We start from the raw sequence: 13,833 nt of genomic DNA, 5'->3' as shown, positions 1-13,833 counted from the left end.
TAGTTCATAAAAAATTAATCATCTTAATTTTTACACTTGCTCTCAATATGGTTATTTAATTAATAACACATTGATAAAAAAAGAAAAAATACAGATGCTTGGCCTGCGTTAAAAGAAGCATGGTTTGGAGATAAAGAGAGAGCTATTGCAACACTTTTAGTAGATAGTCAGCAACAACATAAAGACAATCTGAAAGATGTTGATGATTGCGTTTTATTGAGCAAAATCGGTGATTTTCACATTCATCTAATGCCAAATAATTCAGGTGAACATTTCAAACCGTTATGCTAAGGTTATCAACCTATTGGTATTGAAAAGATTTAATAATAAATTTTGCTACGCTGTTATTTTTCAGTATAGTAAATTGTATTAGTTACGCAATCATCAATTTATTTTAAATATATATCAGTTTAAATCACATGGATATCTCTATTAAGAATAGACTCTATCATATTTGCTTGTTATTTTTATTATTAAAAATTCATTAATTTTTTAAAATAAAAACCTTTCTTAGTTTTTGGGAATTTATTCCCATAATATATTTTCCGTTCGTAATCTCGGCCAGCATAGTGATTATCACCATAAAATTGACCATATAATGCAGTTTTAGGGCACACATCGTCAGAAAAAAATTTATGATTATTATCCACTTCAATTTTCCTTATTTAAATTAAATTTTCAGCCTCTTTAAATTAATTATAAACATTTTAAATTTATAATTTTCAGTAATTATTTAATACCATACCACTCTTATAAAATAGATCCAGTATTGAGCGATTTTATTATTTAAACTGAATTAAAAACATAATTAGACAAAAGAAAAATTGAGTGTATGCTATATATACCAGACACTCAATTCATTAAAAGTATCTTATTTATTATCAACACTCTTATTAGCTATTCCAAAAGGAATATGCACCGAAGGTAATTCAGATGATGATTTTAAATGCAGTTTTTGGTCATCAAAGAATATATGTGGTTTTAAAATTCTCAGAACATTAGCTTTCTCTACCCCACCCATAAAAAAAGCTTCATTGACAGAAATTCCCCATGCTCTCATCGTGTTAATAACTCGTTTATGAGATGGTGCATTGCGCGCAGTAACAATAGAGATCTTAAGTAATGGAATATAAGTAGGATCTTGTTTTACTTTCTCTAATTCCAATTTTTGAATATCAGAAATACGCAGTAAGAATTTTTTTAATGGTCCTGGGTTATGAGGTACATCAACCATTTTGGCTTCATGATTATGAAATTGAGACAATTCGCCTGAAGTTTTATAAATAACCTCTGCTTCATCATCAGCAATCACACCATCAAAGTCAAAAGCAATTCTTAATTCATCAGCATCATCATCATTAACATGACCGGCTAATATCTGCCCTGCTGGATAATTTGCATTAATCGCTTGTAAAACATCATCATGATCAGCAGATAAAAATAACTCTATATCAAATGCTGGAATATAAATATGAGGCGATTTTCCTTGAAGAAATACAGCTCGAGTGATCCCTAAGTTATAATGTTCAATAGAATTCATCACTCTTAATCCAGTGTCGGGATCATTTCTGGATAATAAAATAACTTCAACTAGAGGATCGTCAGGTCTAATGTTATTTAATTTCAAAAGGCGACTAATAAAAGGAAATGCAACACCTTTATCCAAAGGCATATCCTGCATTTTATGTTGATACTTTCGATAAGCTTCCTCCCCTTGTGTACGAAAAATATTATCTGATTCTTGCAAATCAAATAATGCACTAGAAGAAAGCCCTATGACTAATCTCTTCGTCAAATCATACGCCATCGCAAAAATTCCCTATTAGTTCCTTTTATTCTTCATAATATCACTCTTTCAAAAGACTGAAGATAAGAAAACTTGTACACAAAAGTGCAGACAAAATAATACTGTTTACCTACTTATGAGCATCTATCATCAAATTATATACCACACCAAATGGTAGTGATTATCATTTGCATTTAGTGGGTATCCTTATTATTGTTATGACTATCATCAATAAGGAGAAAACTCATGGTTAAGAAAACGATACATTTACGCTCGAAACACTTTAAAGATTTAGTCAATAAAATGAAAAAAATGCATGCTGTTAAAAATACAATAAGCCCTCAATCAGAAAATAGTGATCTTATTGTTATTAATAATAAAATTCCCACTTTGGTTTCTATAAAGTAAGAGAATTTATTGACTTTTAGTGTGAATAAATAGTGACCATAATCTTCATAGGGTTGACATATCAAATGATAATGATTATCTTTTACCTTGTGAATGGTTGAGTATTTTACTTGGTTTTTCACAACGACATTGCTCACATTGCTTCTAGTATTTATTGACCAACTCTCCTAGCGTTGGTCTTTTTTTATCTGCATAAAACCATACGCCACTTAACACTAAATGATGGATAAGCTTTCATACAAAATGCTATTATCTTATTGAAGCTAAAATAGTTTATAGTAAAAATTAAGTAAAATAATAATATTGTATTTGGTTATCACTGTCTAAAAGGATTATGAAATAACCACTTTATAATTAAACCATACATCGATAGGGATTTTAAATTATGGGTTTTATTTCCTCGATCATTAGAAAAAACAAAGAGCTAACACCAGAGCAGCAATGGGAGCAACTTAATAAAAAATATGCAGATAATCCTATTGAACGTATCCGTGAGAAATTAGCACTAGTTACTAGTATTGATCATGAATATAAAGAGTTTGGTGCTGATAATCATAAATATCAGCTAAATTCTCCGCTATCAAAAGAGAAAGTTAATCAGCTACAAGCAAAAATAGGATGTGAATTTCCTGAAGATTATATCGCTTTTATAACTCAAATTGGCAACGGCGGCACCGGCTCTTATGGTGGCGCTGGCCCTTACTATGGCCTATATGCTTTTGATGATGCAATCGATAGGAATGGCATACAAAATTGTGCCCTACCTTGCTTACTTAGCCCTAAAATGGATATCGATGAATGGAAAGCATTATGTCATGTACCCGAAGACTGTAGTGATGAAGACTTTGATACTATTTGCGATAGAGTTCATCAAGGTACGCTTTATTTAGGTACTTGTGGTTGCGAATACGATCTATTATTAGTAGTTAATGGAGATTATAAAGGGCATATTTTATATACCTCCGATTGGGTTAATTCAGATACTCCTTACACATTTTCCTATGAAACTTCATTTTCACAATGGTATGAACGTTGGTTAGATGAAGTAATTTTAGGCTATGACACAAGCTGGTTTGGTCATCGAATGGGAGGTAATGAAGAAATGTTACTTCAATTTGCACAAAATAATGAAGATATTACGAAAAAAATTAGTGCAATTAACTCACTAACTAAACTACCTGAATTATCCAACAATAGTTTGGATTTTTTAGGGCAACAACTACAAACTGAAGATATTGAATTATATAAAGTTTCATTAAATGTTTTAGCCACCTATTTTAAAGAACAAGCACTGCCTTATATTCAGCAAGCTTTAGTTGCTCCATTTGATGAAAAAACAGATATCGTTATTCCTATTATTTACTTTAAATATAAAGATCAATATGCTCTTTTCAAAGAGAGTCTTCTCCCTATACTTAAAGTAACTAATAACGAAGATACACTGCGTTTTATCGGTTATTCTTTGACCGAATTAAACGCTATTTTAGTTGAAGATTTTCAACCATTCTTTACTCACCCAAATGTAGAAATAATAAGAAGTGCAATTTATGCGGCTTCACATGATATTAATTTAAAAGATAAAATATCAGCGTTTTATGAACTTGCAATCTCTGAGAATGAAGAGATCAGCTTAGGTGCAATTCAGGCATTATCGAGATCAAATTATATCAATAATGAGCTATTGGATTATTTAAAAAAAGCTTGGAAAATGTATCCTGAAGAAAAAAATCCTTATATTCGTAATAATATCTCTTCTTATATCGCAAAAGTATCCCCATCAAACAATATGATTGATGTAAAACAATGGTAGTTGATGGATAGACACCCTATCATCTTCTTGCATCTATTCTAATCAGGCAATAACCAATCATTATCATTGCCTGCCTTTCACCTAAAATAGTTATAAATACGTATTTTTGTTGTTTTAAAAACTAAGGTATTTATCAATACTCTCAGCTAAATGTATATAAATTTTATTGTTAAATTAACATGATTATTAATTACATACTCCAACCCAACATCCCCAACAAATTAAAAATCAATTAAAAACAATTAATTACATTATAAAAAAATCAAGTAACTATGATTTTTTTCAAAAAATACTTTTAACTTCACACTTATTTTTTTTTAAAGTTTGTTACAGATTGATATCTTTTTTTCCCTTACTATTGGTTTTAGTATTTCATCACTGATAGATATTTAATTTTCCCCCGCCTTGTGCGGGGATTTTTTTATCTTAAGAACTCACTTTAATACTAGCAAATAAAATCACTATTTCTTTAAAACTAAACGTTCTCTTGTTTTCTTTTTTCATAGCAAAGACAACATTTGATCTTTTCAAAAAAGTAGAAAAAATACTAATGACATTAAAAATGGCCATTATTTTATGGCCTTATTGTCAATATCCTGTTTGATTTCTATTTATAAGCTTCAAAAGTAATAATTTCTGTTTCGTTATTTGGTTCGCGTAAATATTGATAATCTCCAGAAATTGTTATTTTCTCAAAGCCAATAGATTCAAGGAGTCGTTTAAATTCATACACACCAAACCATTTCAATTTAAACACTTCCCATTCACTTTCAATTATTTTCCCATTTCTCCATTTATCATAACGGTGATGAGATACTGTTAATTGATTAATATAATCTATTTCAGCATTTACTATCTGTAAGGTAATTAAATCTCCTTCCGACGTTTCGAATTGTCGACTAGAACACTGGCCTTTAGTAAAGGTATGCGCCAAACTAATGTCAATTAATAAACGTCCATCTGGATTTAATGCGTTATAACATTGTTGAAGTGACTGTAATGCTTTTGTTTCGCTATCTAACAATAAAAAAGTCCCAGTCGGAATAATTATTGCATCAACAAGAGTCTCAACTTGGAATGTCAACAAATTATCTTTAGTCACTTTATCTTGAGAACATCCATTTCTTCTTAGATTTTCCATACAGAAATAAAGCATCTCATCTGAAAGATCAAATCCTTCTACATTAAATCCAGACTTTAATAAAGGGATCAAAATACGCCCTGTTCCCACGGCGGGTTCTAAGATTTTGCCATTAACATCCTTAAGACGTTCTTGATAATATTCTACGTCACCAAAACTACACCCTATAGGTTTATCTATTTGGTAAACTTGGGCTGATAGCGAATGATAACTCTGCATAAATAGTCTATTCTCTTTTTGTTGTTTATTTTTAATGATAATAAAGTGATAAATTAATATATCAATACTCAACCAGATAAAAACCATCAAATAAAGATATAATTTTTACTTTTATAGTCACTTCGTAGAAATATTTTGACAAATTTTTTTGAACTCTGAAATTACTCATTTTATAAGTTTTCTATTTTAACGACAAAATGTATCACTAAAAAATTAAGCAATTTAACTAATATCAAAAAAAGTTAACTTATTAATAAAAATAATAAAAAACAAGTTTATTTACTGTATTTCAAATAGTTAGACAACCTTAAATTAATTTATGCTAATAATAAAGTACTGAAAAAATCACAAAATCATTCATAAATCTTTATCTAGCTGTCATTAACCATCAAGATTTTTTACAGATTGATATATTTTTTTCCTCTAATATTCCTTCCATCAACTCGGTACGAATAGATATTTATTTATCGAACACAATAAATAAATCAAAAGCTAACCAAATAAAGAATATTTGAGGAATATAGAATGAAAAAGAATTTTATTATCGGAACTTGTTTAGCACTTTTATTATCAGCTCCAACTATGGCAAATAATAATAAAGTCATCGGCTCAGGAACAATCACATTTATAGGCTCTATTGTAGAGGGAAATTGTATAACTGAATCAGTAGGAAATACTTTTAAAGCAAATTGCTGGAATGGAATTGAAATGGAAGAAACTTTACATAAAATCGAACCTAATAAAATATTTAATGCTCAATTAGGTGAAAATAAAGGTTCAATGAGTATGAATTGGGTCAAAGAAAATGTAGGGATAATGGATATCGTATATAATTAATATAGCACCTTTAAAATCCTATATTTTTAATAAAAATTAATCTCTATTAAATAGAAATAATATTTATTATTAAATAACGAGTATATATTTTCCAAGAATTAGAATTCATTACTATATAAATGGTATTTTCTATTATGGTTATAATATATTAGGCAGATATAGTTTATTTCTATATCTGCTAACTCTGTTTTAACTTATTTATAAAAATTCTTATCTTCTTATCTTCTTATCTTTACTTTATCACCCTTATTCTTATCTTCTAAATCCATACAAATCCTAGGGTTGACAAGCCGGATGATAATGATTATCTTTTACCTTGTGAATAGTTGAGTATTTTACTTGGTTTTTCACAACGACATTGCTCACATTGCTTCCAGTATTTACTGTGACCAACACATAATGTGTTGGTCTTTTTTTTATATATTAATCATTAATTATAAAAACTGGCTTCACCTGCCGGCCGAGTTTTAAAACGACGGTGAGCCCATAAATATTGTTCTGGCGCCCGCATAATTTCAGTTTCTATCAGCTTATTCATTCTATCCGTGTCATTTTGAATATCCTCAGAAGGATAATTAACTAATTCTTTACCAATGATTAAGCTGTACTTTTTACCTTTCTGATTTTCATTTCTAACTAAAGTGACAGTTAAAGAAGGTGCTCCTGATAGTTTCGCTAGTATTGCAACCCCTTTTGAGGTTGATGTTTTTTCAACAGAAAAGAAAGGAGAGAATGTTGTTCCTTTTAAACCAAAGTCTTGGTCTGGAGCAAACCAAATTGCTTTTCCTTTTTTTAACTCCATAACCATAAACTTTAGATTACGTCTATCTATCATGCCTTTATCTGAACGGCATCTTGCTTTAGTTTGGATAAACTCCATCGCTTTATTATTATGTGGCCTATACATCGCATTTACAGGGAAACAAAGCCCCATAATACGCCCACCTAATTCTAGTGACATAGAATGTATACCAATGAGTAAAATTCCAGCTTTTTTATCACTTGCATCAGTAAAATTGGAGATCCCCTGTACTTCAAAGAGGTTTTTTAATCGACGATCACTCCAGAACCACGCCATTCCTGTTTCAAATAATGCGACACCTAGTGACGATAAATTATCCATAACAAGCTTGTTAATTTCATTTTCATCTTTATTAGGGAAACATAATTCTAAATTTTTCTTTATGATAGAAACTCTTCTTTTGACAAAGAAACGAGATAACAATCCGAGATGTTTACCTAAAAAAAGCAACCACGAATAAGGTAGCTGTACTAATAAAAAAAGGATAAAAACACCAAACCAAGTTAAGAAATATTTGGGATGTAATAAATGCAATGAAAAAATATTTTTAGCGTACACAAGTTTGTCCTTTAGGAACTAAAAAGCATTTAAGCCACATTGAATTAGACAATAATTATTTAAGATAAGTCATTAAATATTACTTTTATTTTTTATCTTAAATTATTTTTTTATGATTTATCTGATATCTTTTATTCTAATAAAAAATTTTTCTTTCTTTTGATTGAGAAGGTAATAACTTAATGCCTTTATTTCACCATTATAAGGATTTCTTTATTAATTAATGTATTTATCTGTAAATTTTAGTGGTAATTAAGGTAAATACACTTCTAATAATTAAATTAACTCACATCAAATATTTACATAACTTTAATAAAATTATTTTTTACACTTTACTAAATAAACTTTAAAGTTAAATAGACTGGAAATTGATATAAAAAAACCCCACCGAAGTGAGGTTCTTTAAGTCTTACTTGTATTGATATTGCATCAGCAATATACACAGTAATAAAACTCAATATATTACAGAGCGATTACGTTCGCTGCTGCTGGACCTTTAGCGCCATTTTCGATAGAAAATGAAACTTCTTGGCCTTCTTTCAGAGATTTAAAGCTGTCGCTTTGGATCGCTGAAAAGTGTACGAATACGTCTTTGCTACCATCTTTAGGAGTGATAAAGCCAAAACCTTTATCATCGTTAAACCATTTTACTGTACCAGTCATTGTATTAGACATAAGATTTCCTTTAATTAATTAGTTTGCCATAAGGCACTGTTTTCGGTTTGATTTCGGATTTTTACTTATGGTCACTATTTGAAGGAATTCGCAACGAAGAGGTATCAGGGATAACGCTAAACGGTGAACTACTTAAAACTGCACTAACATAAATAGGTCTGTACTTCCAAACCAGTGGCGCTATTAAGTCATATAATTCATTTTATAGCAAATTATTTTCATCTTTATTTTAAAAATAACTTTTTACACATTAAATTAGAAAATAATTATAAGATAAAAACAATTATCTATTTCAGCTATCTCTTTATTTTAATTTAAAAATATGAATAAAAAAGTAGATACTGTTATTTTTTAAGATAACTTGTATCTACTTTATCATTAACGTACTACATCATCTTAATCAGCAAGTTCTAATAAAATTTCTTCTGTTTTTGTCCATAGAAGTGCTCCTCCTTCTTCTGGCCATAAATGACGCTCTGCATTAGGAAAACGTTCAAATAATAATTCGCCAAAATCAGGAGAATGAACTGTGCTGGTATCCTTCATTCCATACCATAAAGTTGTTGGTGTCTTTATTTCTTCAGGTGAGAATCCCCAAGGTTGCATCACAATCAGCAAATCCTGAGTGTATCCATCATTACCTTGTTTAAAGGCTTCCGCCATACATTCTTGATAAACAGAGAGAAAATCAGCTGAGTTATAAATAGCCAAATCGACATCAGCACTGTAATTTAGAATAAAATCCATTAACCATTTAGCTGTTATATTTTGCTTAATCCAACTGGTTAACAGATCTGGTGTTCCAACAGCTTGACGTTGCATATTGATAACATCTTCTGTTAGCTTTTTTTGTGTATCAGGATAATCAAATTGATCTTGTCCTGCGACAATCAGTAATTTATCAACATGACAATAAACACAAAGCGCCATCGCAAAAACAGCACCTTGTGAAAACCCCATAACATTAATATTTTTGATACTAAGATGATCTAATAAAAATAAAATATCTTCAGAAAAAGATTTTAACGATTTTTTAGGATCAAAAGTAGAATCACCTAATCCAGGACGAGTTGGCGCAATCAGTCGAATATTAAGTCTATTTAAGAGGTCAATGTCTACACCTAATAAACCGCTCATACCTGCACCAGTGCAAAATAATACTGGCTTACCTTGCTCTGGACCAGATTCATACCACGTTAAAATTCTATTATCTGGTAATGACACATTACATTTTCTTGAGTTTTTAATTTTCATTAGATTTTGTCTTTTATTAATTTTTGATAACACATTACCTGCCATATTGGATAGCAATGCCTATTTTAAATTTCTACTTTTAAAAATTAATGTTGAGACTAGCTAAGGGTAAGACTTCATATAAACTCGCAATAAATTTTGTTTCGTTGCAGATAAATGGATAAACCGAAATTTATTTTTTGTTTTTTGAAAAACAAAAAATAGTAGATTTTATACTACTCTCTATGAGTATAATCAAATTAGCTGTAATAAGTAAGGGCTCTACCATTGATCGCCACTACGATAATCACAATATAACGATGAAGTTAAATCAATTTCATTTATGGTACTCAATGCCATAATTCCTTCATCATCACCCTCTGTTTGTTTGTAAACACCCTGGTTTAATTCAAAGAGCTTACCTTCCCATTTATGCCATCCTAACAGAGAATATAACTGCACACCTTTCTCAGAAGCAGAGAGTAGTCCAAGTTGATAACAAGACTTGATAATATCATTTGTTTGAGTCATTAATTCTTTACCTATTCCCTGTCGGCGATAGTCCTTTAAAACAGCCATTGCCTCAACATATCCTACCGATATGGGGTTATTATCAATCGCCATATTTCTTTGAACAATAGCAACATGTCCTACCATTTTTTCTTGATAATAAGCAAAAACATGCATACCACCTAATGCATGTTGAAAGTCATCTAATGAAAAACCATCACCAAAACTTTCTATTAACAAGGAATATAGTATTTCTTTCTCTATTTTGGATAAGTGACAAGTATGTTTGGATGCATATTCAATAATCATAAAAAAACCATTTAGCAATCACAATAAGACTATCTTTATAACTGATTTGTTTTTTTATAACCAACTTATTTGTGTGATAAAAAATGCGTTATCATTTTTCTATACTTATTGTTTTTTATTTTTAACTATTATATTTACTTAATCTTTTTCTTAATAAAAAAGGACAATAAATTGTCCTTTTTTATTTATAACTGGTTTCTACGTTATTTTACTAATTTGCAGGTACGACCTTTATCTTCAGCAACTCGCCCATTAACTGCATCATCTTCTGAAATGGTTGCTAAATTAAATTCATTTTTTCCTTTACCCCAAATTTGGAAGTTTTCACCAACATAACGAGCACCACTGGCCGCAACAGCTTCTTTTAAAACAATAATTTCATCGCTGTAATACATAACAGCTAGCTGTTCATTGGGGAAAGAAACTCTGATTTTTTGGCCTTCACAGTTATAAGTATCCGTTTTAGCTGCCAAAGCAGGAGCTGTTATTAATGAAGAAACTAAAGCAATAGCAGAAATAGAAAGTAACTTATTCATTTACATCTCCTAAAATAACCAAGTAAGGTTTTACTAATAAATTTAGACTAGACTTTATCTTTTAAAGATAAAATAGGATATCTCCGCATTTATTAAAATTAAAAAATATATGAATATTTTAATTTAAGATTAATTTTAATAAAAAATAATCAATCATTGATGATTGAGTTAAAATACAATTTTTGAATTAATGTTAATTTTAATTCAAATAAATTAAAATACATAACTTTACATTACTTCCCGCCTATTTTACTTTATTCAATGCAACTATCGCTATACGATATGCTATTATCCTAACACCTATAAATTTATTGTAGTTCAATAAATTAAGTCGATCTTGTTGAAAAATATCGATAGAAAAAAATAATAGGAATATTCATGCTTCAAGAGAATGTCGTCAAAGATATCATTGTATGGATCGAGCAAAATCTTGATTCACGTTTATCATTAGATATCGTTGCTGAAAAATCTGGCTATACAAAATGGCATTTTCAGCGCTTATTTAAAGCATATACAGGAATATCTTTAGGAAAATACATACTCGCCCGCCGTTTATCTTGTGGTGCTTATGCCTTACGTATAACACGCTGCAGTCTGCTAGATATTTCATTGAAATACCGATTTGACTCTCAACAAACATTTTGTCGCGCATTCAAAAAACAATTTAATATCACCCCTTCCGAGTATAGAAAAAAACCTGGTTGGGATATTAGCGAACTTATTTTCCCAGCACTAGAAACTGTTGAGCTAAAAGCTAAATATGAAGTCGTTACCTTTCCGCCTCTAAAATTAGTTGGCATGTCACACCATTATAACAAACCTATTTCAACGTGGAATTCAGACAAAAAAAGGTTCAGAAGAGAATTTTGGCTTAAATTCCTGAAAGATGTAAATACTATACCGACCGAGTTATATGCAATGCACAGAGCATCTGCAAGTACATTAGATGACACAATGTATATTTATAGCACTGCTGTTGATAAGAAAAAGCTATCAACAATATCTAATACCTCAGCAATGTCACAATTAGAATTACCTAGTGGTAATTACTTGAAAATTACTTTTTTCATTGATGAAATTTTAGACTCAATAACAGGTTATGATGACATTATTTATACTGTGTATACCAAAGTTTTACCAAAAATGAATTTATTACGTAGGCCTGGCCCTGATATTGAACGATATACACTAAAAGAGTCAGTGAGTTACGATAAACTACTTGATAAAAGTGGACCTTATTTGAAAGAAATTAGCTATTACATTCCTGTCATTTAATCGTTTATTATTGAAAAGATCCCAAATCGGGATCTTTTATTTAATCTGTATTTAGAACGATATTTCTCTATCAGTCTTTTTTAGACTTGTTAGCAAAGAAAATATCGTCTTGGATATCTTTTGTTCTTATTGTAAACAATTCATTCATTAAACTTTCAGTTAATCTTTCAGCATCAGCCATGACTCGTAGATTAAATTCATTAAGCATTTTATCTGCGCCAGTTTTATCTGTTTCCACCATAGTGAGATATTTAGCTTCCATTTCTTTTTGCTCTAATGCAGTTTTTGCTTCCCACTCTTGATAAGCTTTTTTCACTATTGGTGCGAGTTTTGGATAATCTGTCATTACTAATGTTTGTAACTTACGATATTTCCAGTAAATAGAATCACTATCCGCTTGATTGTTTCCTATTCCATAATGTTGCGGATAAGCTTTCAACCCACTGTAATACGGAACAAATGCAGTTAAATCCGCCATGCCTAAACCAACATAGGTCACTTCACCTATTTCCTGAGGAAGCTCAGGGCGAACTTGCATAACATGCGCTTCATAAGTTCTGAATACACTGATTGGACGCCAAGATTCTTCACCATTTAATCCATTAGTATATGGGTCGTGCTCTGTTCCTTCAAAGTGATTACGTAACATCGCTTTAGCTTCTTCAACAGATACTTTTTTTTCTGGTGTTAATAAAGGCGCGAAATTACGACCATCATCCACAGCTTGTTTTAATGATGGATTAAATTGTTGCTGAATAACCCACACACGCGGATCATTATAAGTACGATCTCGTTCATCATCTCGTGTGTAAGCTTTTGAGAAATTAAACGCCCCTTCTTTTTCAGGATTATATAGCCCTTTCTCAACAGCAAATTCCACTAGATTTTTAGAGCCTAAAACATCATCACTGTTAATATCGTAGTGTTGTAATCGGCCTTGGTTTCCTGTCGCAAAGTACTTATCTTTAGGTAATTTTTGTGCAATCCAATGATGCCCTGTTCCTGTTTCTAAATACCAAAGCTCATTTTTATCAACAACAGCAACACCAAATCCCTCACCTGCACCTTGTTTTTCAATAATACTTCCTAATAATTCCACCGCTTCACGAGCTGTTTTTGCTCTTGAAAGTAAGACATCTGGAATATCATCTTCAGTTATTCCAGTCTCTTCAACATAGGGATCAAAAGAGAGCGCTTTAGGTGAAGCAAAAATAGATTCTGTACCACTAACCCCCACACCCAGTTCATTAAATCCTGTTGCACCATGGAGTTGTGTTTTCCAATTCGGTACAGTGGTATAACGTAATGAATTCTTAGGTAATGGATAAGTGAAATTATTAGCACCATTATGCTCTTTGGTGCTGTAAATACCCATTTGATTCGTTTTAGCCGGATGAATAACAAAATGTTGTGCTTTTAATGCATCGCTATCTGCGCTACGAGCAATAATCAACGAACCATCATTTGTCGCTTCGCTTCCCGCTAACAACGTTGTACAGGCTAAAGCAGAAGAAACTAATGCAATATTAACGGATAAAGCAATAATACCTTTTTTGAATAAAAACATAAAACTCCCCCATTTGCTTGTTATTTATAATTTATATATCAATTAAGTATCTTTTTAGAATCAAAATAAAAAACTAGATAGCTAATTTTATGCGAAATATTAACAATGAAAATGTGTAGGTTTCCGTGATTTACATCTCAATGATTATTATATTTTGAAATAAAAAA

Annotated in this window: 13 protein-coding genes; 4 read left to right on the top strand and 9 right to left on the bottom strand. The window is 30.6% G+C overall.

Annotated elements, in window-relative coordinates; all coding sequences use genetic code 11:
• Window positions 1-473: 473 nt before the first annotated feature.
• Window positions 474-650: a hypothetical protein gene (locus GTH25_RS06535; protein ID WP_164530198.1), complete on the bottom strand. Its 177-nt coding sequence runs from the start codon at window positions 648-650 to the stop codon at window positions 474-476.
• Window positions 651-871: 221 nt separating this feature from the next.
• Window positions 872-1,795 (bottom strand): 5'-nucleotidase, encoded by a 924-nt coding sequence (locus GTH25_RS06530; protein WP_202983527.1) that lies wholly within the window; start codon window positions 1,793-1,795, stop codon window positions 872-874.
• Between the two features lie 237 nt (window positions 1,796-2,032).
• Between GTH25_RS06530 and GTH25_RS06525 the strand changes: the two genes are divergently transcribed.
• Together GTH25_RS06525 and GTH25_RS06520 are read left to right on the top strand one after the other, a co-directional pair.
• Window positions 2,033-2,194 (top strand): hypothetical protein, encoded by a 162-nt coding sequence (locus tag GTH25_RS06525; protein WP_164530199.1) that lies wholly within the window; start codon window positions 2,033-2,035, stop codon window positions 2,192-2,194.
• A gap of 385 nt (window positions 2,195-2,579) precedes the next feature.
• Entirely contained in the window at window positions 2,580-4,004 is a 1,425-nt protein-coding gene (locus tag GTH25_RS06520) for an SMI1/KNR4 family protein (protein WP_164530433.1), read from the top strand.
• 607 nt (window positions 4,005-4,611) lie between these two features.
• Here the strand turns inward: GTH25_RS06520 and GTH25_RS06515 are convergent.
• Window positions 4,612-5,364, bottom strand: coding sequence for a class I SAM-dependent methyltransferase (locus tag GTH25_RS06515; protein WP_075673599.1), 753 nt, complete (start codon window positions 5,362-5,364; stop codon window positions 4,612-4,614).
• A 525-nt stretch (window positions 5,365-5,889) separates the two neighbouring features.
• Here GTH25_RS06515 and GTH25_RS06510 point away from each other — a divergent pair.
• Window positions 5,890-6,201, top strand: coding sequence for a YmdA family protein (locus GTH25_RS06510; RefSeq protein WP_075673598.1), 312 nt, complete (start codon window positions 5,890-5,892; stop codon window positions 6,199-6,201).
• Between the two features lie 430 nt (window positions 6,202-6,631).
• Here GTH25_RS06510 and lpxL read toward each other — a convergent pair whose 3' ends face one another.
• From lpxL to GTH25_RS06485, 5 genes are all read right to left on the bottom strand, one after another.
• Window positions 6,632-7,561: an LpxL/LpxP family Kdo(2)-lipid IV(A) lauroyl/palmitoleoyl acyltransferase gene (gene lpxL / locus GTH25_RS06505; protein WP_075674312.1), complete on the bottom strand. Its 930-nt coding sequence runs from the start codon at window positions 7,559-7,561 to the stop codon at window positions 6,632-6,634.
• Between the two features lie 462 nt (window positions 7,562-8,023).
• A complete protein-coding gene (cspE, locus tag GTH25_RS06500) occupies window positions 8,024-8,236 on the bottom strand; it encodes a transcription antiterminator/RNA stability regulator CspE (protein WP_006537332.1) in 213 nt (70 codons plus the stop codon).
• A gap of 396 nt (window positions 8,237-8,632) precedes the next feature.
• Window positions 8,633-9,490: an alpha/beta fold hydrolase gene (locus tag GTH25_RS06495; protein ID WP_075674313.1), complete on the bottom strand. Its 858-nt coding sequence runs from the start codon at window positions 9,488-9,490 to the stop codon at window positions 8,633-8,635.
• A gap of 261 nt (window positions 9,491-9,751) precedes the next feature.
• Complete coding sequence (locus GTH25_RS06490; protein WP_075674311.1) at window positions 9,752-10,288, bottom strand: GNAT family N-acetyltransferase; 537 nt, start codon at window positions 10,286-10,288, stop codon at window positions 9,752-9,754.
• A gap of 203 nt (window positions 10,289-10,491) precedes the next feature.
• Complete coding sequence (locus GTH25_RS06485; protein ID WP_075674310.1) at window positions 10,492-10,824, bottom strand: MliC family protein; 333 nt, start codon at window positions 10,822-10,824, stop codon at window positions 10,492-10,494.
• 378 nt (window positions 10,825-11,202) lie between these two features.
• Between GTH25_RS06485 and GTH25_RS06480 the strand changes: the two genes are divergently transcribed.
• Window positions 11,203-12,099, top strand: coding sequence for an AraC family transcriptional regulator (locus GTH25_RS06480; RefSeq protein ID WP_075674309.1), 897 nt, complete (start codon window positions 11,203-11,205; stop codon window positions 12,097-12,099).
• Between the two features lie 70 nt (window positions 12,100-12,169).
• On the opposite strand, the gene GTH25_RS06475 is transcribed toward GTH25_RS06480, so the two are convergent.
• Window positions 12,170-13,666, bottom strand: a complete 1,497-nt coding sequence (locus GTH25_RS06475) for a C69 family dipeptidase (protein WP_075674308.1) — start codon at window positions 13,664-13,666, stop codon at window positions 12,170-12,172.
• Between the last annotated feature and the right edge of the window lie 167 nt (window positions 13,667-13,833).

The organism is Proteus terrae subsp. cibarius, assembly GCF_011045835.1.
GTDB classification, from domain to species: Bacteria; Pseudomonadota; Gammaproteobacteria; order Enterobacterales; family Enterobacteriaceae; genus Proteus; species Proteus cibarius.
The sequence above is the reverse complement of the archived record's forward strand: the minus strand, read 5'-3'. Positions and strand labels throughout refer to the sequence as shown.